Genomic DNA, 23,041 nt, shown 5'->3' with positions numbered 1-23,041 from the left:
TAATGCCTCCCTCTTTAGCATTTTTTGATAGGTATGTATGATGATGTTAATATTATCGGTACAATAGTTAAATAGTTTAATTATTTGAGCAAACAAAAATAAACCAGTACTTGTTAAATACTGGTTCTATTGGGTTACCTCGTGTTATCGATGTTTCCCCCAACAAAATCAATCTCCAATCCTTGCTTCTGCCGCAGATAGATTTCAGTTTTACCGGGAGTATAATTATGGATGGGCTTATTTTGTATAGAATTTATTTCAGCTCCGCCCGGTTTCCAGGAAATATGTACCTCTGCAGGTGTGAATTGAATTTTTACTGATCCTGGACTAGGGATAAAAGCAATATTGAAATCAGCAGGCTGTGGATTTGCTTTTTCAGCTGCCTGAGCCACAATAGCATCTGTTTTATTCTGAATAGCAGCCATTTGGTCCCCTTTTTCGGCTATTTCGGCAATGGCCTGTAGACCATCCTGCTTGGCATTCTCAATAAACTCTGCCTTTAGAACAGTAAGTGATTTAAACCCGAGTTGCTCCCATGCTTCCTCTTGATCAACAACTAGCTTCGACGGTGTTCGCTCTATATTCATTTCTGATGGTATTTGTTTAATGGAAAGATCCGCAGGAACCTGTTTAATTTCTTGGACAGGTTGTATCGTCCTCATTCCAATCTGTGCAAAGGTTTGATGCAATCGAATTTGAAGTAAATTCATGAAATCACCGCCTTTAGAGCTTAGCTATTCTTGTTATGCCTTTTTATCTACTAATAAGCCAAGATAATCCTCCATCGCCGCATACATATCCAGCAATTTTTTCGGAGGTATTTCTTTTACGACTTCGTTGGTTTGGTCATCCACAATAGCCACATAATATTTTTGTAATTCTTCGTGATATTGAAATTTCAAATGTGTCGTAGATGCTTTCAAGAAATCATTTAAACTGTTAATGACTTTTTCAGTTTTTTCTTTGGTTAATTGTTGGTTTTGTTTAGACTGATCTTGCGGCTGATCTAGTGAAACTTCTTTTGTTTTTTCCGTTTGCTCTACGGGATCTACTTGTTTTACCTGAAAATCTGTGGCTTGGGTATTTAAATTGGATAATTTGTCGATCATTTTTCCTCTCACCCTTTTTTCATACTTTCTTTTTATTTTATCGGTATTAGAAAAGAAGTGTTTAGTTAATGGAGGGGATTAATGGGAAAATTATTGGAAAATTTATTAATAAAAAGTATTTTTTAGTTAAAGAGTATATGCGATAACATAGTTAATGAAATAAAGTATAATAAAAAGTAAAAGGGGCTTTGTCTGAACAAAGCCCCTACTACTATCATAATTAACGAAGAAGTTGAAGAACTCCTTGTGGTTGTTGGTTAGCTTGAGCCAACATTGCTTGTGCTGCTTGTGCAAGAATTGAATTCTTAGTTTGGTTCATCATTTCTTTCGCCATATCTACGTCACGGATACGAGATTCCGCAGCAGTTAGGTTTTCAGAAGATGTGCTCAAGTTGTTGATTGTATGTTCTAGACGGTTTTGAACAGCACCTAGTTTTGAACGTTCTGAGGAAACATTCTTAATAGCTGAATCCAAAGCTGTTAAAGAATTAGCTGCTCCAGCTTGTGTAGAAACATCTACACCTGAAATTCCTAGTGCAGAAGAGCGCATATCATTAATTCCAAAAGTAATGGTTTGACCTTTATTTGCACCAATTTGGAATGTCATTCCACCATTACCAGATGCTTGAGTTTGAGCATCACTTAAACCTAAATCTTTAATTGTTGTTTCTCCAGTTAAATCTTTAAGAGAAATTTCTCCAGAATCGCTTTTAATTACAAAACGTCCGTCATCTGAAACGGATACAGTAACATTCTGAATAAATCCATCTTGTCCAGCTGTCTTTCCAGTAGAAGTGTTGTATGTTGAGATAGCATCATTGATTGAAGAAGCAAGGGTAGTAGCTACAGTAGACATAGCGTCACCATTATTACCAGTCATAGGAGTTGTTGAACCACCTACTCCGATTAACTTATCACCAATATACACATCAAATTTACCAGTTCCTGCAAGGTCTGTTCCATTATATGTGCTAGTTCCTACGTTAGCAGCAGCAGATTTATTACCAGCTGTATTAGACAGGAATGTTGCTCCAATAGAAGTTGCAGCTGCGTTATTTGATAATGTTACTTCTGATTTTGTTCCTGCAGTACTACTTGTTAATACAAGTTTATCAGTACCATCTGTGTAGCTTGTTACATGTCCTACGTTTTTACCAGATGCATCGATTGCAGTATTGATTGCATTTGTTAAAATGTCTCCAACCTCTTTGACTGTTGTAGAACTTGCTGTTGCTAGGTTAGACTTCAATAAATCTTTTTGGTCTTGTGATAATAAATTATCCCAGTTTACATCAATTTTTTGTCCATCAACAGTAATTGTATCTGTTCCGAATGTTGCTGCAGAATGATCAGCTTTAATCGAAGTTGCTGATGTCATCTGTCCAGCAGTTAATTTTGCAACTGTACTACCAATTGTAGAATTTGAAGTTGAAGCTACTCCATCCGCTCCTCTTAAATTACCATTCAATAATTTTTGAGTATTAAATTCAGTTGTATTACCGATACGGTCGATTTCTGATTTCAATTGAGATACTTCATCTTGAATCGATTTACGGTCATCAGCAGTGTTTGTTCCGTTTGCTGATTGGTCAGCAAGTTCACGCACACGTTGAAGGATTGAATGTGTTTCGTTTAAAGCACCTTCAGCTGTTTGAATCATAGAAATACCATCTTGAGCATTTGCAGATGCTTGGTCTAAACCACGAATTTGTGCACGCATTTTTTCAGAGATTGCAAGACCTGCAGCGTCATCTCCTGCACGGTTAATACGAAGACCTGAAGATAATTTTTCCATTGATTTGCTTTGTGAATTTGAAGCACTGTTTAATTGACGGTAAGTGTTAAGTGCCGCAATGTTGTGATTGATTTGCATGGTGATTTTTCCTCCCTTAAATTATAAAAAGTATATTTTTTGAATTATCTATAATAAACCCTATGGGTCTACTATTAAATTAAGGATACTATTGAGCAAGAGTGAATTAACTTGAAATCAATTCATATTACAGTTTGATTTTCCGTTAGTCTTCTCTCGTATAACAATTCTTCCCGATAAACACTGATTTCTTTTGGTGCATCGATTGCAAATCGAACTAAACCTGAGTCAGTTTGAAGAATTGTTACTTTTATCATTTCTCCGATTAAAAGAGTGTCGCCTATGAGTCTTGCTCTTTTTTTTAACTTATCTCGAGTATCTTGATTTGGTATTACCCGAGAAATTTGAATGTGTTCTGGCGCATCAATGGCGAGTTTAAGCTTTGAACCTAATTGTAGTGCGGTAACCTTAATATTGTCACCAATAATCACAGCTTGTCCAATCTCTCTGCCCACGATGAGCACCTTAACAGCCTCCAAACTCTTGTTTTTCTTTACATTCTTATTATCGGATGATTTCAAGAATGGTTTAGAAGAATTTTAATTTTTTCTTAATTGTGTCATCCAAGGAATTCCTTGTTTTTTATATTATCGGTTGTTTAACTATTTAGTTTAGTTCTTACCGATAATTTTTATTCTTCCTTGAAGAACACATTGTAGTATTTCTTTTGGAAACTATTTAATTTTAGAAATACCATCTATCAATATTTATCGAACATCTTTATAAAATGTTTAGTCCTTTTTGAATTAATTTCATAAAAAAACACTGTTGAATTATACAATTCAACAGTGTTTTTTTATTAACTAAACTGTTGTGACAGCCAGCTGCTTTGTGAGTTCATTTTCTGTATTGCCTTTTCCATTGCTCCATATTGTTTATATAATCTGTTTTCATAGGTACTAATTTTATCCTGTTCTTTATCAATGTTAGTGTCTAATGATTGGATTTGTTTATATAAATAACTTTTCGTATCACCCGTTGAATATAATGAGCCAGATAAATCACTAATCTGACTAATCGTCACATTTAACCGATCATATATCCTCCAAGCAAAGCCGCTATTTTTGTGCATATCGGTATCAGTTACTGTGGTAGAAGTACTATTGATTCCAGTGCCCTTATTTGTAAATAATTTTTTCACATCTTCAAGATTAGTTTTAAGGAACCCTTTAAGTTTATCTTCATCAATTACTAATTTACCATTATCCTTATAGTTGGTAGAGAGATTTATCCCGATATCTTTCAATGATGTAAAACCTGCAGAACCGCTATCAACACTGTTAGACAAACTATTGCGCATTTGTGTTAGAAACGTACTAAGAGTCGAATCGTTCTGAAATAAACCACTTTTGGCTTTATCCTCCCAAAGTTTGATATCAGCATCTTTCATATCTTTCTTTTGATCATCTAAAAGTGGCGGATAATCCCGGTATTTTTTTTCTGTTAATTTCCCATTTAAGTCAGCAATAAGTTCATTGTATTTATCTACAAAAGACTTAATACTATCAAAAATCCCTTGAGTATCACTAGCAACCTGTACAGAAATGTTGCTATTTGGTGCAACATTCCCTTTTAAATTAAAAGTAACCCCTTGAAAGGTAAAGGTGTTAGAGGATAAAGCAATGGTAGTATCATTTATGACAACTTTACCCGGTTCAGCATTTTTACTTGTCGCAATTGAATTCGCGATCTTTAATGAGTTGGTATTATCAATATCAGAAGTAGATAAATTAATAGCAGTTGTGTTATCTGTAGCAGTAAGTACTAATGACCCTGACACATTGGTTGCTTTTATTTTAGTATTTGAAGTATGATTGTTTATTGCCAAAATCACATCATCTAAAGACATATTTGCTGTAAGATCAATATTCTCAACTGATGTATCTGCGTTGGTAAATGATAAGGTCATGTCTTCATTTAGAGCTGCACCACCACTGTTAAAACTAACCATTGCCGGTTTTGCGGAGGTAGCCAATTGAACTTCTGATATGACAAAATCGGTTTGAGTACTTGTTCCGCCACTTGAAACTTCAACACGTGAATCTCCTGATGTCACTGTCTGTTTATTAAATGTTGATTGCAACCGCAAAGATTCCATCGATTTCCGAAATTCATCAATCTTTTTATTCACATCACGATAAGCATCCTGTTTCCAAGTTGCTAAAGTTTTAGACTGTTGCATTTTGAATAATCGGGCACTCTTTACTTTAACCAAATTTGAGACTATTTCATCTGTATTCATCCCCGAAGCAAGACCAGTTACTCTTAAAGTATTGCTGGTATTGGTATTGGTATTGGTACTAACCATTTATATCACTCCTACATAAACATATAAATTAGCATTTATTTAACATTATCGGCTCAAAAAAAAATAAGTTAAGAGAATTTTTCCAGTTTCGTAATAGAAAAAAAGAGACGAAGTGCTCGCCTCAAAATTGTTATTTTAAAATGCCGTTAGCAATGCCCACCATTTGATCTGCATAAGAAATCGCCCGTGAGTTCATCTGGAAACTGCGTTGTGCAGTCATTAAATCTGTCATTTCTTGTGTTAAATCCACATTAGAACCCTCTAAATAGCCAGATGCAATCTGAACCTCGCCTGGTGCCATTACTCTTACATAGCTGGCCGGATTCGCTCCTGCAGGCAACACACTAGTATCAATCACAAATTCATTATCGCCCACACTTTGTAAAACATGAGGATTTTGAATATCAGCGATACCAACCTGTTGTGGTGATATAAACTGTTCGCCATTGCCTGATTTATCGCGCAATTGCATTTGTCCCTTATCATCAAAACTTACTTCATAGTTCCCATTAAGCTCAATAGGGGATCCAGTTTGATCAAGTAAATAACCGCCGTTCGCATTGACCAAATGATAGTTTCCTGGACTTGTTGGGTCCGGGCTTAAATGAAAGCTTCCATCTCTTGTGTATTTCACTTCATTAGAACCGGGATATCCAATTTGAAAAAAACCTTTGCCTTGAATCATAAAATCGAACGGGTTATCTGTTTGGACTGCTTGACCTTGTGCTGTATCAAGTTGAGTAAGGCCTGCTCGGACTCCGTAACTCACGCGAACTCCATTTGGGGTCATTCGGCCCACCTCTTGACTAGTCCGCCCTTGATTATTGATTTGTGAAGCGAGAACTTCAGAAAAACTCATGTCTTTGCGTTTAAAACCATTGGTATTGACATTAGCTACGTTATTGGCGGCGGTATCAATTTTTTGCTGATATGCTTGTAAGGCACCTGACGAAATATATAGTGAAGTGTTCAAGGATCAAATCTCCTGTTCTCTACGGTTTATCCGTTGATTTTTCCTACTGAAAACAGTTGCTGTAAAGATGTATCATAGACTCCGATTACTTTTTGATTGGCCTCATAGCCACGGACTGTTGTCATCATGTCCGTAATCGTTTGACCAGCATCAACATTTGACTGTTCCATAAAACCCTGCTGCAGCGAAAAACCAGGATTAGCCACACCAGCTTGAACATATTGCAGCGGAGTGTCAGATTGATATACGTTTCCGCCGATTCGTTTTAAATCATTTGGATTTTGCGCCATTGCTACACCAATTTGCCCTACTACTTTCGTTTTCGCAGGGTCATTCGCAAATAAAGTAACTTGTCCGTCATTGCTAATAGATAGATCTTCTTTATTAAAGCTATCAGTTATTTGAATCGGTTGATTGTTGGAACCAAGAATTTTGTACCCTTCAGAAGTTACCAAATTTCCGTTTGCATCCAAGTCCCATTTCCCATTTCTGGTATACCCAATAGAACCATTAGCCAACTGTACGGTAAAAAATGCAGATGATTTTACTAGCTTGCCATTAACATTCTGTAATGGAAGACCAGAATCCTCAATAGCCACATCTAGTGGTTGGCTGGTTTGCACGAGAGTTCCTTGTGTGAAGTTAGGAATTCGCTCTTGTGTATAAACCCCATTAGCCAGTTCGCCGATTTGAGCTTTTTGACCAGGAACCTTCCCTACATTGCCATTTTGGAAGTCGTTGATCCGTTGCAGTAGTAGTTTGGGAAAGGCTCGTTGTACTGCATCATCTTTTTTATAACCTGGTGTTTGAACATTGGCTAAATTATCTGCCAGCGTCTCTTGTTTTCGTTCCAGGGAAAACATCCCGGAAGCAGCAGAATACAATCCTCGAATCATGTGTATACTCCTCTCCTAGGCATCATCTTGATTTGCCAGCTGCAAAATCAATGATACCTCTCCGACACCTTTTTCTAGTTTTTTTGCAATTTCATCAATGGTCATACCCTGCTGGTGCAATGCAAAAATATCTTTATAGCGGTCATTCAAAAATAAGGAAGGTTCCTTTTTCACCGGTTCGACTGGTTTCGGAGCAGCATAAGTCACCTGTTTCTCGACCCTTAACTCCTCCATTTTCTTTAATAGGATTTTCTGCTGTTTGCTGAGTTCAATCTTCAGCTCATTCATTTCATTCATCATGTCTCTTTGATTTTCTAAGATTTTTTGATCCAGAATCATTTGTGTTCCTGTATCCTGTTGTGGTTTCTTTTTTAATACCACGATCAACAGGACAATTAAATTCACCGCTAATAGTCCGATAAATATATAATTCAGAATCGACATCTCCCTTCTGAACTATTTACGTGTATAAATTAATCAATAATCCTTTAATTTCTCCAATTTGCTCTAAAATAGACAGACCGTTATTTTGTTGATTTAATACCTGATCCGTTAATTCAACTAATTTTTTGTCAATTACTTGAACGGTTTTGAGGGTTTTGTTACCGCTGTACGGGTCCCAGCTTTCAGATTGATAAATATTCATGCCTTTGTTTGTGACTTCACCCATAAACTTTTTAACTAAGTCCTTGTATTTTCTTAATTCCTGAAAAGTGGGTTTGTCGTTTAATTTCTGACCCTGTTGATCAAGTTCTTCTAGAAGCTGCTGCAGGTGATCCTGGGTAAGCTCTTTTGAATAGGAGCTCATGATTTTTTGAAAAGATGTTGAGCTTGTCGTGGAACGTTCGTTTTGGATAACACGAAGGTCGCCCATATTATACCTTGTCTGATCTTGAATTTTCAAAATGGGATTCACCTCTTACCTTCAATCAAAAAATATCAAAATCTCTTGTAATTATACCTTAAAAGTCAATAAAATTCATTTAATATTTATAGGAAAAAGCATAAAAAATAAAAAAACTCTTATCATCAAGATAAGAGTCATTATCAAAATATCAAAAACTCAATCGCGAAATTCCTGTTTCTGGAACCGTTTCTTCCGACTTGGTGTAATAGAACGTATCTTTGGTGTAAATTGGAACAAACTGGCTCTTAATATTGGAAATAGATTCTGCATGCCCCAGGAATAAATATCCATCTTTTTTCAGAGTGCTATAAAATTGATTAACAATTGATTTTTTCATGTCTTCATCAAAGTAGATCAACACATTACGGCAGAAAATAAAATCCAATTGGCCAAATTTTGAATACAGGTAAAAATCTGCCAGGTTAAATGCCTCAAAAGTAATCATTTGCTTAATTTCATTTTTTACTTCATACCCATCTTCGTGTTCAATGAAATATTTATTCAGGTACTTACTATTTTCAGGAAATCTTCTAAATGAAAAGGAGTTCTTAGAATAAAAGCCGGATTTTGCCTGGTCCAGCACCTTTTTATTTAAATCGGAAGCCATGATTCTAACTCGGTTTCCTGTTAAAGGTTCCATTTCCTTTGCTAGCATAGCTAATGAATAAGCCTCTTCTCCGGTAGAGCATGGGACGCACCATACTTGAATGGTTTTTCCGGATGTCTTCCTAAGTAAGTTCTGAAATTGCTGAAGCTGGTTAAATTCCCGGAAAAAATATGTCTCGTTAATGGTAATATACTCAACAAGTTTATCCCATTCTGTGCGGTTTTTTTGCATATAAAACAGATATTCATCAATATTTAGGTTTAATTCCATTAGCCGTCTGGATACTTTTAAATCCAAGCTGGTGAGATTACTGCTGAAATCAATACCGCAATATTCTCGTATCAGTGTAGCCAGTTCAGATAGTTCCTGTTTTTTCACAATTTTACTCCTGATTTTATTTTATTAGAGGATTAGATTAGATTCTTAATTTGATTTAATTCCTCTAAGTTAGTTGTTTCATTTAATAATTTATTTATATCTAACAGGATTAACAGTCGGTCTGCTAATTTTGAGATTCCAATTAAATACGAAACATCTCTCGTTTCTAATAGGTTCGGATGCTGTACGGTCTCTGAAGGGATATCTAATACATCTGTTGCAGCATCGACGATTAAGCCAACTTCATTTCCTTCCACTTGAACAACGATTATACGTGCTTCGTCTAATAGATCCGTCTTTATTCCAGTTAAGGCTGCCCGTAAATCGACAATGGGCGTTACGACTTCACGTATAGTTGCTACTCCTACTACATGCGGTAAGCGATTAGGATAGGGTGTCATTTCCTGCATACGTTCAATAGAAATGACCTGATTAATATGAACGGCATATTCTTCTTGACCTATTTTAAAAACTAATGCTTTAAAATCCTTCATTAAGCCATTCCTCATTTCAACAGAATCTAAGAATCTAAAAAGTTCTTAGATAAGAGCCGTTTTTGTTAGCTCATCCAATTTGATTAATATAATTAATCGTCCGTCTTTATTGACAACCCCGCCAAAAGCATCAAAATCAATGCCAGTGGCTGTAGCTTCTTCTAAATCCTCATTGGAGATATCCATCACATCACTAGTTTGATCGACAATTAAGCCAAGCTCGATATCATCATATTTTGAAATAATAATGCGAGCATGATCCGAATAAAGGGTTTCTCCTTGGTTTAATCGTTTTCGGAGGTCAATAACCGGAGTCACATTCCCCCGTAAATTGATGACACCTTTTACATACTCATGGGTGTTTGGAACCCTTGTTATGGGAAGAATCCGCTCAATGGATTGAACATAGTCAATGTTTAAACCATATTCTTCTTCTCCTAATTTAAAAATGACGATTTTAAATGTTTCCATTGTCCAAATACACCCTTTCTACACAAAAAACTGATTCGTATCAATAATTAAGGCAACTTCTCCATCGCCAAGGATGGTTGCTCCGGAAATGGCATATAATTGATTTAAATAGCGTCCTAAAGGTTTTAAGACGATTTCTTGTTGTCCTAGAACAGTATCAACCACCAATCCCATCGTTTTGTCACCTTTTCTTACGATGACAACATATAATTGGTGTTTTTCTGAATTCGATTCTACTTGAGGGACATGGAACACATCATTTAAGAATACCAATGGTACTACATGGCCTCTAAACTGAATCACTTTTTGCCCATGGAGGAGTGAAACCTCATCCTTTCCAACAGTTGTAATTTCAACGATCGAATTAAACGGAACAGCATACGTTTCCTTTTGAACCTTCACTAACATCGAATAAATGATCGATAAAGTTAATGGAAGTTGAACTCGGAAGGCTGAACCTTTTCCCAATGTCGAATCAATGGAAATCGTACCGCCTAATGATTCAATTTTAGATTTCACGACATCAAGACCTACACCGCGGCCGGAAATATCAGAAATTTTATCAGCGGTACTAAACCCTGACGATAAAATTAATTCATAAACCTGTTGATCTAAAAGTAAATCAGCTTCCTCTTGTTTCACAACACCACGTTCAATCGCTTTACTTAATACCTTATCACGATTAATACCGGCACCATCATCAATTACTTCGATAAACACATGATTTCCGCTATGATATGCCTTTAATAATACGGTACCTTCTTCCGGCTTATTATTAGCGATTCTATCCTCGGTAGATTCAAGACCATGGTCCAAGGCATTTCGTAGCAAATGGACTAATGGGTCACCAATTTCATCAATGACTGTACGGTCTAATTCTGTTTCGGCGCCCTCAACTACCAAATTGACCTTTTTATTGAGTTCCCTCGCTAAATCACGTACCATACGTGGAAAGCGGTTAAACACTTGCTCTACTGGCACCATTCTCATGTTTAATATCAGGCCCTGTAAATCAGTGGAAATCCGTGTCATATGTTCAACAGTTTCCGTTAAGTCCGTAAGCTGTGCTCTACGGGCGATTTGTTCTAATCTGCCGCGATCAATGATTAATTCACTAAAAAGGTTCATTAGATGATCTAATTTTTCACTATCAACCCGTATTGATTTAGACCGTTGTTTTTTCTTTGCATCCGGCTGTTCTGCTTGTGTGGCTGTGGATGTTTGACTGCTTGATGCCTTTGCCTTTGCAGCAGGAGCCTCCGCTTTAATTTCAGGTTTACTTTCTAACGTCTTTTTCTCTGAAATCGAAATAGCATCCACTTCAGAAATATTTAATAAGGGACTTTTAATTTTTTGTTCATCGAGTTCCGAAAGTAATAAAATCGAAAATGAATTTCCAAATTGATCTTCTTCAATTAACTCAACAGAAGGTTCAGTTTGAATGACTTCACCCAAATCCTCTAGGGCTTGGAAAACCATAAATGCCCGTACAGATTTCATAACACAATTCTCACTCAATTGTACGGTGATTTGAAAAGCATGATTACCAATTTTCTTAGCCTCATTAATGACCGCTAATTGATACTCATCGACGACCATTTCCACCGCAGCTGCTACTTCATCCTTCGCGGCGGCCTGTTCCGTTGGTGCAGAAAAGGATGGATCCTGAATTTGCTTAAGTTTTACGACAATGTCAGTTACATTTTCCTTTCCTTCTCCACCTAGTTCAATGTTGTCGACCATTTTCGCAATGAGGTCCACACACATAAATATAACGTCCATGATTTCTTCGTTTATTGATAATTTATCATTTCTAAGCAAATCCAGGACATTTTCCATTTCATGCGTTAATGACGCAAGGTCTTCAAAGCCCATGGAAGCGGCCATACCTTTAAGTGTATGAGCTGAACGGAAAATTTCGTTAATAATTGGGATATTTTCGGGTTCTGCCTCCAATTTTAATAGTTGGTCGTTTATCGCTTGCAAGTGTTCCTTTGATTCCTCAATAAACAACTCTCGATAATTATTAAAATCCATGTATAACTCCCCTTGTATATAGGAATCCGTTTCTAGCCTACGATCTTTATAAAAAAAGCGAGAGTGACCGGAAAAGACCCATACACATCTCGCTTTCATCACTAATTAAGAACAGCTATATATAAATCAGGCTTTCCATTCTTAGTTAGTTCGAGGTGCATTCACGAACCTACCGGCCTAAAACTTTTGAAATTGAATCCATTACCCGATCAGCTTGGAAAGGTTTCACGACAAAGTCTTTTGCCCCTGATTGGATTGCTTCTAATACCATCGGCTGTTGTCCCATGGCAGAGCACATGATGACATTTGCTTTTGGATCTATAGCTTTAATATTTTTTACTGCGGTAATACCATCCATTTCCGGCATGGTAATATCCATTGTTACCACATCTGGCTTTAATTCCTTATATTTTTCAATGGCATCTGCACCATTTACGGCTTCACCAACAACCTCAAGTCCATTTTTTACTAAAATATCTTTTAACATCATGCGCATAAATGCAGCATCATCAACGATTAGTACTTTAGTCATAATTAAATCTCCTCCCACAGTTTCATGGTTTTACTTAGTCATTCTTGCTAGTCGATCCATAGGATTGATGATATCGGTAATTCGGACACCGAAGTTCTCTTCAATAACAACAACTTCACCTTTGGCAATTAATTTATTATTCGCTAAAATATCTACCGGTTCTCCGGCCAGCTTGTCTAATTCAATAACAGCACCCGGCCCCAATTCAAGAATTTTACGAATTTGCATGTCGGTTCTTCCAAGTTCAACGGTTATATTCAATGGAATATCATAAAGCAAATCAAGGTTTGTTGGTGCAGAACTTGCAGGATTTGTTTCTGCAAATGCCGTAAATTCAACTTTTTGAACATTAGCTTGTACTGGTGGTGCACTGTATTGAGCTGCTCCCGAAGCAGCATTCGCAGTTGAACCATTTCCTAAATAACCTTGTTCATTCATGGATTGAACAGGTGGCGGAGTTTGCGGCCGAACTGGTGTTTCCACCATTTTTTCAACAACAGGAGCCGGTTCAGGCTGACTTCCACCGGAAAGTATTCGATGAATCATTTCTTTACTAAAAGATAGTGGTATGAACTGAATCATATTGGAATCAATTAAAGAACCAATTTTCAAATGGAAGGAAACTTCAATGATAATTTCTTCATCTAGTTCTTCAAGTTTTTTTGGTGGAAATCCAAGTACATCTACTGTAGGTGGTGAAATATCTACTTTTTCATGAAAAATAGTTGACATGGAAGTAGCGGCAGAACCCATCATTTGATTCATCGCTTCTTGGACAGCGCTTAAAGAGAGCTCTGATAATTCATCCTCCAGCACCGTGCCATCTCCACCCATCATTAAGCTGGCAATAATTTTCGCATCATGTTCTTTAATCATGAATAGATTCTTACCGCGGATTCCCGTTGTATAATCTACATGGACAGCCACATGACTCTCTTTGATTAACTCTTCCATTTTCTTTTGTTCAATGACAGCCATTGTGGGAGTCGTTATTTCAACTCTTTGATTTAACAATGTGGAAAGAGCTGTTGTCGAACTACCTAAAGCAATATTTCCGATTTCCCCAAGTGCATCCTGTTCGATTGGACTTAGGAAATCTTCAAGTGATATTGCCGGTTTGCTGTCATTCTGATTGAATAGTGCATCGATCTCTTCTTGAGACAATTGCATATCGCTCATACTAATCGTTCATCTCCTTCCATTTGGACCAATTGATCTATCTGGACAGCGTAATGTCCCTTTTTAACACCTGGATTCCCTAAAAATCTGGCGGATTTTCCGATTTTTAATTTGATCTTCCCGGTTTCAATCCCTACCACATCACCCACTTGCAGGTTCATTATTTCTGAAACCGGCAGTGTGGCACTTCCCAATTCGGCAATGACTGGAACATGAACGGCATCCAGATTCTGCTTGATTTTATCTTGTTGCGGATCATCAGCTTTAGACTTCGAGGTAAGCCATTGCTGTGCTGAGAGCTTTGGCAAGACCGGCTCTATGATCATATGTGGAAGACATAATGTCATTCTTCCAGAGACTTCGCCAATGGTCGTGCGAAAGGCAATAATAATAACCGTTTCATTCGGCGATGAAATCTGTAAAAATTGTGGGTTAGATTCAATGGCATCCCATTTCACATGAATGTTCTCGATATTTTCCCACGAATCATCATATACTTCAAAACCACGAGCAATGATCTTTTGGATTAAAGCTGTTTCGATTTCTGTTAAAGACCCATCCCGTTCAGTAGGATCCCCTTGGCCCCCAAGTAAACGCTCGATCATAGCATAGGCAACTTGAGGGTTTGCTTCTAGTACCATTTTTCCATCCATTGGATTTACGTCAAAGACATTGAGAATCGTTTTAGAAGGGATGGATGAAATAAATTCACTATAGGTTACCTGATCAACTAAATCGATTTCAATTTGCACAAATGTTCTTAGTTGCGCGGATAGATAGGATGTTAACACCCGGGTAAAGTTTTCGTGAATACGCGTTATGCTTCGTAATTGTTCCTTCGAATAACGCATGGCACGTTTAAAATCATATACCTTCACTTTATCGTTCTGTTCTGATACATCGGATGCTTGCAGGTCGCCATTATTTAAGGCCAATAATAAGGCATCGATTTCCTGCTGCGATAATACATCTGCCAAATGGCATCCCCCTAACTCTTCCATGAGTTATTGAAACTATTTTCTATTTATCTAAAAACCTATCGTTTTAAGTTTACAATTTCTTCTAAAATCGAATCAGAAGTAGATATGGTTCTGGCATTAGCCTGGAAGCCACGCTGAGCTACAATCATTTCGGTAAATTCTTCGGTTAAATCAACGTTTGACATTTCCAGAATACCTGCGTTTATAGACCCACCACTATTTTCGGTAATACGCCTTACATCAGCTTTGCCTGAGTTACCGGTTGCCTCAAACATGGTATTACCAATCTTTTTTAACCCCCCTGGATTACTAACAACAGATGTTGCAATTTGAATATTATTATTCGCATTTCCGGTTCCATCATCTAAATAGAATGATTTACCATCTGTAGTAGACAATTTACCAGAATTACCTTGGGAATCGACTACATTTATATACCCGTACTGGTCTATAGAATAAGAGGTAAAACTATTTTTTGTATTACTATCGGCTGTTATATTAATATTTACAGGTGTAGTGGTAGCTCCAGTATTAATTACACCTTGAACATAATAACCATTAGAGTTAACAAGATCTCCATTGGCATCTCTAGTAAAGTTACCGGCTTTCGTTAAATACTGTTTCGCTCCATCTGGGGAAACAACGAAATAAGCATCACCATCAATAGCTAAATCAGTTCCTACGTTGGTTGTCATCGGAGATCCTGGTGTATTCACTGTTTCAATTGCTGAAATTTTTGTTCCAAGCCCGATTTGTTTGGGATTTACCCCACCAGTTGATGTGGTAGGAGCTGTAGCACCAGAAATATTCTGATTGATAATATCCTGAAACATTACACGGCTTTTCTTGAAACCAACCGTATTGACATTGGCAACGTTATTTCCAATTACATCCAATTTTGTTTGAAAGCCTTTCATTCCGGAAACACCTGAATATAGTGATTTTAACATGTTACATTATTCCTCCTTGAATATAGGTGAGATTAGTTATTTCGATTCCGTTTGGCTTTGTTTGATTTCCGTCACATCATCAACTGACACTTTATCTTTTCCAACTAAAAAGTAGTAACTGCCATCCTGATAGGAAACTCCGGTAACAGTACCCGTTACAGGTGTTGTTCCTCCTGTAGGTGTATAGGTAACATCTTTGCCAATTGATACTGAATATTGCGTGATTTGTCTGTTAGCAAAATTCTCGAATGCCTTATTTAGATTGGTCATTTGTTCCAATGAACTAAATGTTGCCATCTGTGCAATAAAATCTTTATCTTGTAGAGGATTGGATGGATCTTGATGAGCTAATTGTGTAGTTAAAATTTTCAAAAAGTCATCTTTTCCTAAAATACTTTTTTCTTCCTGGGTTTGGGTTTTATTGAAGATGGAATTGTTATTAGAAGCGGCCGTAACATCAACCCAATTACTCATTTATTTTCTACTCCTTTTCTAGACAGTAAAATCTAATACAGAAACTTTCCCAGAGTATGATCCGCCATATGGACTTGGACTAGAATTTGGAATGGCATTTAATTCAAATTCTGACGAATCAGAATTTTTCTTTCTCTTTACATCCTCTTGACTTGGTACGTGATTCCTTTGGTCTCTTTGAGAATTAAAATGACCATTTTGAGCAAAAGATAAACTTGATTGATTGGCTGATGTGGTTTGCGTTTGAACGACGTCTATTTTTTGCAATTGGATTCCTTGCTGTTGTAAGGATTGCTTCAATTGCTGTAACTGACCTTCTAATGCTTCTTTCGCCATTGACGTATCCGTGACAATTTGCGCCGTAACCATCCCCTGCTGTGATGTAATTTTCACTTCAACATGACCAAGGTGCTCAGGATATAAGGAAAACTTTGCTTCGGTGCTTCCAACAGGACCATCCGTTATTTTTACAAATCGTCCAATCCATTCACTAATCTCTGGCGCAAATTCCGATACAGTTAAAACTGGAGATGGTGTTCCAGCTTCCTGTAGAACTGTATGATTTATATTTTGTAAAGACTGATTAGCTTGAATCCCATTGTTCGGTGTTAAAAACAATTGGTCCTTATCCAAACTAAGTTGCCTATTTGATGAATCCATTGTCTTCATTGCAGGCTCTTTCAATTGATTATTTACAATTTGTGAGTCAAAATTAGTTACATGTAATTCTGTTTGGATTTTTTGTAAAATTTCTTTCTGAATAGCATCTAAATTGTTCGTATCCGATGTCTGATTCATGAGTTGCGAAATATCCTGAAACACCTTATCTAGATCGATCGATGATGAACTTGAATTATTGACTTTTTGAAACCATTTAGTCAGTTGTTCCTGTAGTTCATTTACATTATTTAAAATCAACGGATTATCTTTTTGTTCATCACCTTTTGAAGTTGAAACATTCAATCCGTCAGGAGAAGTTGCCCCTGAATTTTGGGTTTGCTGTAAACTTACAAGTAACGATGCAAGAATCATCTCTAACTGTTGCCAATCTTGTTCAGTAATAGTTGATTGATCAGCTCTAGTACTTCCAAGCTCTATATTTTGAGCAGTCTCACTTACATCTTGATTCACATTTCCACCATTACCTGATGATGGTAGTTGTACTGGACCAACCTGATTTAACATTTGATTTAATAGTGGATTAATTACTCCATTACCAGTTGTATCCGAACTTAACTTCTGAAGGGAAGCTGACTGGTCACTCGTACTCGAAGCAAGCCCCATATTAAACAAAGCTAAAATTTGATCAAAGGAACTGGCTTGAACATCTGCAGCCTTATTTTTCCCTGTATCTATGTTGTTATTTTGATTTATTTTGATTGTTTGAGTGACATCCAAAAAAGGTTTCCCTCCTTCTTTCAAATAAACTCCAATTATTAACCATTATAACTTATTTGCTCTAGATTCGTCATGACATTTTTTTGATAGGAAATATTTTAAAAAATGTATATTTTGATAGGTATATCAAAACCGTGACAAAAGATATATAAATATAGTAATATTTAGCAAATGATTATATGATGGCGATGATTTCCTGATACATGCGATTTAACAAATGTTGCCCATCAGCAAAACCTGCTTCCAATACAGCTTTAGGCATGCCGTATACAACACATGATTCTTCCGCCTCAACCAAAACTCTTCCATTATACTTTTTCACGTAGGAACAGCCTTGCGTTCCATCTACTCCCATACCAGTCAAAATAATGGCTAAAAGTCGGTCCGAATAAATCGGTGCAGCGGATGCCAAACTAATATCTACACATGGTTTGTATAGTACTTTCGGAGTTTCCTGATTATCAATTTGGAAAACAACCGTTCCGTCCGCTCTTTTTTCAAATCTTGTTTGTTTTCCAGATGGCTCAATATAAATCGTCCCAGCTTTCAAAACTTCACCATTCTGTGCTTCATTTACTTGTAAATGACATAGTGTATTAAACCGATCTGCGAGTGGCTTTGTGAAGCCTGGCGGCATATGCTGCGCCACGACAACCGGTATCGGAAAATCCTTAGGAAAATGTGGCAGAATAGCTTGTAATGCAGATGGACCACCTGTAGAGCAGCCGATAAAAACAAGATCCGTTTTTGATTTATTTAATTTTTTTACACTCATAACTGGCGGTTTCACGCTCATGCTTATTTGCGGTTTTACTTCCGTACTTTTATTCGCAAATTTAGTTTCCGCAATGCTTTTTAATCGTTGCAGAAACTCTAACGCCACTTCATTGCCAATCTCACTTTTTAGTAGGGTATCCTTAAGCATAAAATCAGCAGCACCCAACTCTAATGCCTTGATTGTTTCTGCAGCCCCTTCTTTTGTTAAGGAACTAATCATACAAGTCGGTACTGGATTGGTTTTCATAATCTGCTCTAATGCACCAATCCCATTTAATTCTGGCATCTCTATATCCATGGTTACAATATCAGGCTTTAACCTTGCTACCTTATCAATTGCGTCCAATCCATTTCTGGCAATCCCCACCACATAAAGCTGCGAATCACTTTCAATCATTTGACTAAGAGCTCGTCTCATAAAAGCAGAGTCATCAACAACTAGTACTCCAAACTTTTTCATTTAGTATCTGTATCCTTTCGATAGTAAAAAGTTTTGTGAGAATCCACCTTTTGGAACCCTAATCCCAATTCTGTAATGGATTCAGCGTGGCCAAGAAATAAAAAGCCTCCTGGTGATAATTTACGATGCAGGTGACTAATCACCTTTTTGGTCGTATCCTGATCAAAATAAATTAACACGTTCCGACAAAAAACAACGTCGATGTCTGATAAGAAACTAGACCGACTGGTTTCTAATAAATTCAAATGTCGAAAAGTAACCATTTTTTGAATGGAATCATCGATTTTAAAACCATTATTCTGTTCCTGAAAGTACTTCTTCATGAACAAATCAGGGATTCTGCGGAAAGCAAAAGACCCTTTATGATACCAGCCTGTTTCTGCCTTTTGGAGAACTTTTTTATTAATATCAGTGGCAATAATCTCTACCGATCCTTGAGGGAATTTTCTGGTTTCCTGAATCAACATGGCTAATGTATATGGCTCTTCTCCTGTTGAACAGGCAGCACTCCAAATTCTTATTGGACGATTGCCCTTCATTTCTTTTAACATTGGCAATACGGTATGGCAGCATTCATTTAGTTGGTGTTCTTCACGATAAAAATATGTTTCATTAATGGTTAGGATTTCTACGAGTAGATCCCATTCAGCCGGGAATTTTGCAAGATAACTGCTGTAATCCCCATAAGAAAGACCAAGCTCGCCTACCCTTTTCGCAAGTTTATCTTTTAGTGACAGAAGTCTTCCATTATAATTTAATCCGCAGTAATGATAAATCAATTGGCTTAATTTCATCAAGTCATGGTCTATCATATTATCACCTATTATCTTTTTCATTTATAATTCTTAGGCTATGTTAAAGAACACTATTGATTTTAAACTCTGTTGATAGGAGCGGAAGGCACGAAGACTCCTCGAAAATGCTAACGCATTTCCTTCGTGCGTGGGCGAATTCTAGGATGAAAATCAATGTCCTGTGGGAGTACGGTTCTGGAGAGACCCCGCAGGCGCAAAAGCCGAGGAGGCTCGCCGAAACGCCACGGAAGGCGAAGTGCCCGGAGCGGAAATCAACAGACAAGTTTAACAGAGCCAAATCTTAAAATAATTACTTACTATCATATCATTAAAATCGAACAGAATATATTTCGTTTTTTTTCCATGTTTTTATTCGTTATCGGTCAAACAAAAAATTTGATTAGTGGTAATAATTACTCAAACTATCTATCAAACAAAATCAAAAAGAATGATTGTCGAAAACTATTAATTAACGTACAATAAACCTTATAAATGAATATATTTAAAGGAGAAATACCATGTCAGGGATAATTGGGATTGTGTTGGCTTTTGTAGCAATTGGAGTGGGAATGGTTTTAAAAGGAGCTTCTTTAACAGCTTTAATCAATCCTGCTGCATATCTTATTATATTTGGTGGAACCGCTGCGACGATTTTTATCGCGTTCCCAATGAGCGAATTAAGGAAATTCCCTATTCTTTTAAAGATCGCCTTTTTGGAACCTAAGCTTCCAGCCAAAATGGATCAAATCGCCAGTTTAGTACAATGTGCAGAGGTTGCAAAGCGAGAAGGACTCTTAGCACTTGAGGAAATTGCCAATAATACAACAGATCCTTTTTTCAAAAAGGGCCTAGAGTTGATTATTGACGGAAATGATATCGATTTTGTAGAAGAAGTATTATTTGATGAAGTAGAGGCCATTGATAAACGTCACAAAACTGGTGCTCTCATTTTCACACAAGCTGGTACGTATGCGCCAACTTTAGGGGTTCTTGGAGCAGTTGTCGGTCTCGTTGCGTCTCTCGGAAATCTGAATGATGTTGAAAAACTGGGCCATTCTATTTCAGCAGCCTTTATTGCCACGTTATTGGGGATCTTTACCGGGTATGTTCTTTGGCATCCACTTGCCAATAAATTAAAACGGATTTCAAAACGTGAGCAGGAAGTTAAACTGTTAGTAATCGAAGGACTACTTGCTATTTATCGAGGAATTTCACCTAGTGCATTAGAGAAGAAACTGACCGTTCACGTAGCACCTAAGGAACGTTCAAATTCAAATAAGAAAAATGGTGATAAGGGCAATGAGTAAGAAGCGTAGAAATTTTGATGACGAACATGAAGAACATATTGATGAATCGTGGCTCATCCCCTATGCCGATATTTTAACTCTTTTACTAGCATTGTTTATCGTATTATTTGCATCAAGTAATATTGATAAGCAAAAATTCCATTCCATCATGGAATCATTTAAATCGGAATTAACCGGTACAAATATCAAAGGTGATAATGAAGGGTTATCCGTGCAGCCTTCGAAAATTAAATTGCCTGATGCAACGACTGCGGACAAGCAAAATACACAGGAGAGTAAAAATCCGGCACCGACTACAGAAGATGCGGAGCTTAATAATTTGATGCAGCAATTGCAAAAGATTATTTCTGATAATCATTTAGAATCGGTCATCACCTTGCAGGAATCGAAACGCGGTGTGGAAATTGCCTTAAAGGATGTTATTTTATTTGACCCGGGAAAAGATGCGTTAAAACAAAGTTCCTTTACTACTTTGGACGCGTTGGCTAATGTGGCCAAATCCGTAGCTAATCCCATTAGCATAGAGGGTCATACGGATAATGTGCCGATCAGCAATTCGAAATTTGCTTCCAACTGGGAATTATCATCTGCTCGTGCCGTTAGTGTGCTGCATTATTTTGAATCAAAAAGTATCGATAAAAGCCGGCTGCAGTTTGTTGGATACGGAGAATATAAGCCGATTTATCCAAATGATACCGCTGAACATAAGCAGTCAAACCGCCGTGTTAATATCGTCATTTTAAGAAGTGACCAAAACTAGGCCTGACATTCAAAATCAGGCCTAGTTTTTTATTATGCTTTTACTTGCGAAAAATGCGTTACTTGCGAACATGCAGATTTACTTGCGAAAAATGCAGATTTACTTGCAAAATTTGTTCTGTTACTTGCAAAACTACCCTATTAACTCTCGTAACGATTACTTAACTGTCATCGGCACTACTCTCTGCCCAATGGCTGCGATTAATTCGGCCGACATTGGGAAGCTTAACGCTGCAGGGTCTTTCATTACCGCAGGAATAGTAAGCTGTAAGGCCTCTTCGGTAATATTGAATTCCTTGAAGTCCGCTGGAAGGCCCACTTTATATTGTAATAAACGAATCTTTTCAACCACTTTTGCTAAAGCAGAATCTGCAGAATCTCCTCTCACCTCTACATTTAAGGCTTGTGCTAATTCCGCTACTTTTGGTAAATAAAGCTGTGGCACCATCTCCATGACGACTGGTAAAAAGACAGCATTTGCCAAGCCATGTGGGATCCGGAATAATGCCCCATAAGCATGAGCCATATTATGAACCGGAATCGCATTTAAGGCAAAACTAAAGGCGGTAATTCCCATGAGACTGGCCTGAAGCAAATCCATTCTCGCCTCCAAATTCCCTCCATCCTCTACAGCTACCGGAAGATTTTTTTCAATTAACCGAATGGCATGCAAGGCTTGGGCATCCGTTAATCCGGTCGCTGTTGGTGAGGCAAGTGCTTCAATTGCATGCGTTAAGGCATCAAAGCCGGTAAATGCTGTAATGAGCGGTGGCAAACCAACTGTTAAATCTGGATCTAGAATGGCCATGTCAGCACTAATAAATGGATTAATAATATTGGTTTTCATTTTAATTTCTTCATTATAAATAACGGCAATGGGAGATACTTCCGATCCGGTGCCGGCAGTCGTTGGAATGGCGATATGCGGGATAGGAATGTAATTGGCTTTCGGGAAGGATTCATATAATAGTCCTCCCGGAATGGCCTCTTTTATATCTGATAAACCCTTGTGAAGAGCATATTTAACCGCTTTTACTGTATCAAGAACACTGCCGCCGCCCACTGCCAGTAAGCTGTCCGCACCAATTTCTCTAGCATAGCGAACTGCATCATTGATGCAATGAGATTCTGCATCCTGAGCGATATCCAAATACGTTCCTACGAGCTCCGGCCCGCTACCATGACCTGTTAGATCAAAAATGGCCGCTACCTTTTCCACTATTCCGGCTTTTTCTAACCCTCTGTCGCTTAAAAGTAGAACCCGCTTCGCCCCTAAACCAGCGAATAAACTTGGGACCATGGCCCTTGAATTCGATCCGCTATATATACCTGTACGCAGCATGAACTGAGATAAGGAAGTTTTCATTTCATCTTCACC

At 37.5% G+C, this 23,041-nt stretch carries 24 protein-coding genes; 2 read left to right on the top strand and 22 right to left on the bottom strand.

What is annotated here, in order from left to right; genetic code table 11:
* Positions 1-134: 134 nt before the first annotated feature.
* From ACI3K6_RS02685 to ACI3K6_RS02585, 21 genes are all read right to left on the bottom strand, one after another.
* The gene (locus ACI3K6_RS02685; RefSeq protein WP_435553593.1) at positions 135-710 is read right to left on the bottom strand and encodes a DUF6470 family protein; all 576 of its coding nucleotides are present in this window, start codon (positions 708-710) and stop codon (positions 135-137) included.
* A 33-nt stretch (positions 711-743) separates the two neighbouring features.
* On the bottom strand, positions 744-1,109 hold the full coding sequence (flaG, locus tag ACI3K6_RS02680) for a flagellar protein FlaG (RefSeq protein ID WP_335476151.1): 366 nt from the start codon (positions 1,107-1,109) through the stop codon (positions 744-746).
* Between the two features lie 220 nt (positions 1,110-1,329).
* Positions 1,330-2,982, bottom strand: a complete 1,653-nt coding sequence (locus tag ACI3K6_RS02675; RefSeq protein WP_435553592.1) for a flagellin N-terminal helical domain-containing protein — start codon at positions 2,980-2,982, stop codon at positions 1,330-1,332.
* A 122-nt stretch (positions 2,983-3,104) separates the two neighbouring features.
* The gene (locus ACI3K6_RS02670) at positions 3,105-3,446 is read right to left on the bottom strand and encodes a carbon storage regulator (RefSeq protein ID WP_435553591.1); all 342 of its coding nucleotides are present in this window, start codon (positions 3,444-3,446) and stop codon (positions 3,105-3,107) included.
* A gap of 335 nt (positions 3,447-3,781) precedes the next feature.
* Positions 3,782-5,290, bottom strand: a complete 1,509-nt coding sequence (gene fliD, locus ACI3K6_RS02665) for a flagellar filament capping protein FliD (protein ID WP_435553590.1) — start codon at positions 5,288-5,290, stop codon at positions 3,782-3,784.
* A 130-nt stretch (positions 5,291-5,420) separates the two neighbouring features.
* Positions 5,421-6,263, bottom strand: coding sequence for a flagellar hook-basal body protein (locus tag ACI3K6_RS02660; protein ID WP_435553589.1), 843 nt, complete (start codon positions 6,261-6,263; stop codon positions 5,421-5,423).
* A 26-nt stretch (positions 6,264-6,289) separates the two neighbouring features.
* Entirely contained in the window at positions 6,290-7,159 is an 870-nt protein-coding gene (locus tag ACI3K6_RS02655) for a flagellar hook-basal body protein (protein ID WP_435553588.1), read from the bottom strand.
* A 15-nt stretch (positions 7,160-7,174) separates the two neighbouring features.
* On the bottom strand, positions 7,175-7,603 hold the full coding sequence (locus ACI3K6_RS02650; RefSeq protein WP_435553587.1) for a DUF6115 domain-containing protein: 429 nt from the start codon (positions 7,601-7,603) through the stop codon (positions 7,175-7,177).
* Positions 7,604-7,619: 16 nt separating this feature from the next.
* A complete protein-coding gene (locus tag ACI3K6_RS02645) occupies positions 7,620-8,063 on the bottom strand; it encodes a YaaR family protein (RefSeq protein WP_435553586.1) in 444 nt (147 codons plus the stop codon).
* Between the two features lie 151 nt (positions 8,064-8,214).
* Entirely contained in the window at positions 8,215-9,051 is an 837-nt protein-coding gene (locus ACI3K6_RS02640; protein ID WP_435553585.1) for a CheR family methyltransferase, read from the bottom strand.
* A 32-nt stretch (positions 9,052-9,083) separates the two neighbouring features.
* Positions 9,084-9,545 carry a chemotaxis protein CheW gene (locus ACI3K6_RS02635; protein ID WP_435553584.1) on the bottom strand — a complete coding sequence of 154 codons (462 nt, stop codon included), beginning with the start codon at positions 9,543-9,545 and terminating at the stop codon, positions 9,084-9,086.
* A 45-nt stretch (positions 9,546-9,590) separates the two neighbouring features.
* On the bottom strand, positions 9,591-10,016 hold the full coding sequence (locus tag ACI3K6_RS02630; RefSeq protein WP_335476168.1) for a chemotaxis protein CheW: 426 nt from the start codon (positions 10,014-10,016) through the stop codon (positions 9,591-9,593).
* Positions 10,017-10,034: 18 nt separating this feature from the next.
* Complete coding sequence (locus ACI3K6_RS02625) at positions 10,035-12,053, bottom strand: chemotaxis protein CheA (RefSeq protein ID WP_335476170.1); 2,019 nt, start codon at positions 12,051-12,053, stop codon at positions 10,035-10,037.
* 169 nt (positions 12,054-12,222) lie between these two features.
* Positions 12,223-12,588 carry a response regulator gene (locus ACI3K6_RS02620; RefSeq protein WP_335476191.1) on the bottom strand — a complete coding sequence of 122 codons (366 nt, stop codon included), beginning with the start codon at positions 12,586-12,588 and terminating at the stop codon, positions 12,223-12,225.
* A 27-nt stretch (positions 12,589-12,615) separates the two neighbouring features.
* Complete coding sequence (fliY, locus tag ACI3K6_RS02615; RefSeq protein WP_435553583.1) at positions 12,616-13,764, bottom strand: flagellar motor switch phosphatase FliY; 1,149 nt, start codon at positions 13,762-13,764, stop codon at positions 12,616-12,618.
* Complete coding sequence (gene fliM, locus ACI3K6_RS02610; protein ID WP_435553582.1) at positions 13,761-14,741, bottom strand: flagellar motor switch protein FliM; 981 nt, start codon at positions 14,739-14,741, stop codon at positions 13,761-13,763. Before fliM ends, fliY begins: the two co-directional genes overlap by 4 nt.
* Before the next feature lie 59 nt (positions 14,742-14,800).
* Positions 14,801-15,694: a flagellar hook-basal body complex protein gene (locus tag ACI3K6_RS02605; RefSeq protein ID WP_435553581.1), complete on the bottom strand. Its 894-nt coding sequence runs from the start codon at positions 15,692-15,694 to the stop codon at positions 14,801-14,803.
* Positions 15,695-15,730: 36 nt separating this feature from the next.
* The gene (gene flgD, locus ACI3K6_RS02600) at positions 15,731-16,168 is read right to left on the bottom strand and encodes a flagellar hook assembly protein FlgD (protein ID WP_335476179.1); all 438 of its coding nucleotides are present in this window, start codon (positions 16,166-16,168) and stop codon (positions 15,731-15,733) included.
* An 18-nt stretch (positions 16,169-16,186) separates the two neighbouring features.
* On the bottom strand, positions 16,187-17,566 hold the full coding sequence (locus ACI3K6_RS02595) for a flagellar hook-length control protein FliK (protein ID WP_435553580.1): 1,380 nt from the start codon (positions 17,564-17,566) through the stop codon (positions 16,187-16,189).
* 175 nt (positions 17,567-17,741) lie between these two features.
* Complete coding sequence (locus ACI3K6_RS02590; protein WP_435553579.1) at positions 17,742-18,803, bottom strand: protein-glutamate methylesterase/protein-glutamine glutaminase; 1,062 nt, start codon at positions 18,801-18,803, stop codon at positions 17,742-17,744.
* A complete protein-coding gene (locus ACI3K6_RS02585) occupies positions 18,800-19,615 on the bottom strand; it encodes a CheR family methyltransferase (RefSeq protein WP_435553578.1) in 816 nt (271 codons plus the stop codon). Before ACI3K6_RS02585 ends, ACI3K6_RS02590 begins: the two co-directional genes overlap by 4 nt.
* A gap of 500 nt (positions 19,616-20,115) precedes the next feature.
* Here ACI3K6_RS02585 and motA point away from each other — a divergent pair, with 500 nt between their 5' ends.
* Both motA and ACI3K6_RS02575 read left to right on the top strand, forming a co-directional pair.
* Entirely contained in the window at positions 20,116-20,904 is a 789-nt protein-coding gene (motA, locus tag ACI3K6_RS02580; protein ID WP_435553577.1) for a flagellar motor stator protein MotA, read from the top strand.
* Positions 20,897-21,664, top strand: a complete 768-nt coding sequence (locus tag ACI3K6_RS02575; protein ID WP_435553576.1) for an OmpA family protein — start codon at positions 20,897-20,899, stop codon at positions 21,662-21,664. Before motA ends, ACI3K6_RS02575 begins: the two co-directional genes overlap by 8 nt.
* Before the next feature lie 156 nt (positions 21,665-21,820).
* Here the strand turns inward: ACI3K6_RS02575 and ACI3K6_RS02570 are convergent, their stop codons facing one another.
* Complete coding sequence (locus tag ACI3K6_RS02570; protein ID WP_435553575.1) at positions 21,821-23,029, bottom strand: iron-containing alcohol dehydrogenase; 1,209 nt, start codon at positions 23,027-23,029, stop codon at positions 21,821-21,823.
* Positions 23,030-23,041: the final 12 nt, after the last annotated feature.

The sequence above is a fragment of the Neobacillus solisequens genome, from assembly GCF_051233465.1.
Taxonomy (GTDB): Bacteria; Bacillota; Bacilli; order Bacillales; family Cytobacillaceae; genus Neobacillus.
This window is presented reverse-complemented; position numbering and strand designations above follow the sequence as displayed.

Coding starts and splice junctions, on each gene's coding strand:
- ACI3K6_RS02685 (WP_435553593.1), bottom strand. CDS start 710: ATGAATTTACTTCAAATTCGATTGCATCAAACCTTTGCACAGATTGGA.
- flaG (WP_335476151.1), bottom strand. CDS start 1,109: ATGATCGACAAATTATCCAATTTAAATACCCAAGCCACAGATTTTCAG.
- ACI3K6_RS02675 (WP_435553592.1), bottom strand. CDS start 2,982: ATGCAAATCAATCACAACATTGCGGCACTTAACACTTACCGTCAATTA.
- fliD (WP_435553590.1), bottom strand. CDS start 5,290: ATGGTTAGTACCAATACCAATACCAATACCAGCAATACTTTAAGAGTA.
- ACI3K6_RS02655 (WP_435553588.1), bottom strand. CDS start 7,159: ATGATTCGAGGATTGTATTCTGCTGCTTCCGGGATGTTTTCCCTGGAA.
- ACI3K6_RS02650 (WP_435553587.1), bottom strand. CDS start 7,603: ATGTCGATTCTGAATTATATATTTATCGGACTATTAGCGGTGAATTTA.
- ACI3K6_RS02635 (WP_435553584.1), bottom strand. CDS start 9,545: ATGAAGGATTTTAAAGCATTAGTTTTTAAAATAGGTCAAGAAGAATAT.
- ACI3K6_RS02630 (WP_335476168.1), bottom strand. CDS start 10,016: ATGGAAACATTTAAAATCGTCATTTTTAAATTAGGAGAAGAAGAATAT.
- ACI3K6_RS02625 (WP_335476170.1), bottom strand. CDS start 12,053: ATGGATTTTAATAATTATCGAGAGTTGTTTATTGAGGAATCAAAGGAA.
- fliY (WP_435553583.1), bottom strand. CDS start 13,764: ATGAGCGATATGCAATTGTCTCAAGAAGAGATCGATGCACTATTCAAT.
- ACI3K6_RS02605 (WP_435553581.1), bottom strand. CDS start 15,694: ATGTTAAAATCACTATATTCAGGTGTTTCCGGAATGAAAGGCTTTCAA.
- flgD (WP_335476179.1), bottom strand. CDS start 16,168: ATGAGTAATTGGGTTGATGTTACGGCCGCTTCTAATAACAATTCCATC.
- ACI3K6_RS02590 (WP_435553579.1), bottom strand. CDS start 18,803: ATGAAAAAGTTTGGAGTACTAGTTGTTGATGACTCTGCTTTTATGAGA.
- ACI3K6_RS02585 (WP_435553578.1), bottom strand. CDS start 19,615: ATGATAGACCATGACTTGATGAAATTAAGCCAATTGATTTATCATTAC.
- motA (WP_435553577.1), top strand. CDS start 20,116: ATGTCAGGGATAATTGGGATTGTGTTGGCTTTTGTAGCAATTGGAGTG.
- ACI3K6_RS02575 (WP_435553576.1), top strand. CDS start 20,897: ATGAGTAAGAAGCGTAGAAATTTTGATGACGAACATGAAGAACATATT.
- ACI3K6_RS02570 (WP_435553575.1), bottom strand. CDS start 23,029: ATGAAAACTTCCTTATCTCAGTTCATGCTGCGTACAGGTATATATAGC.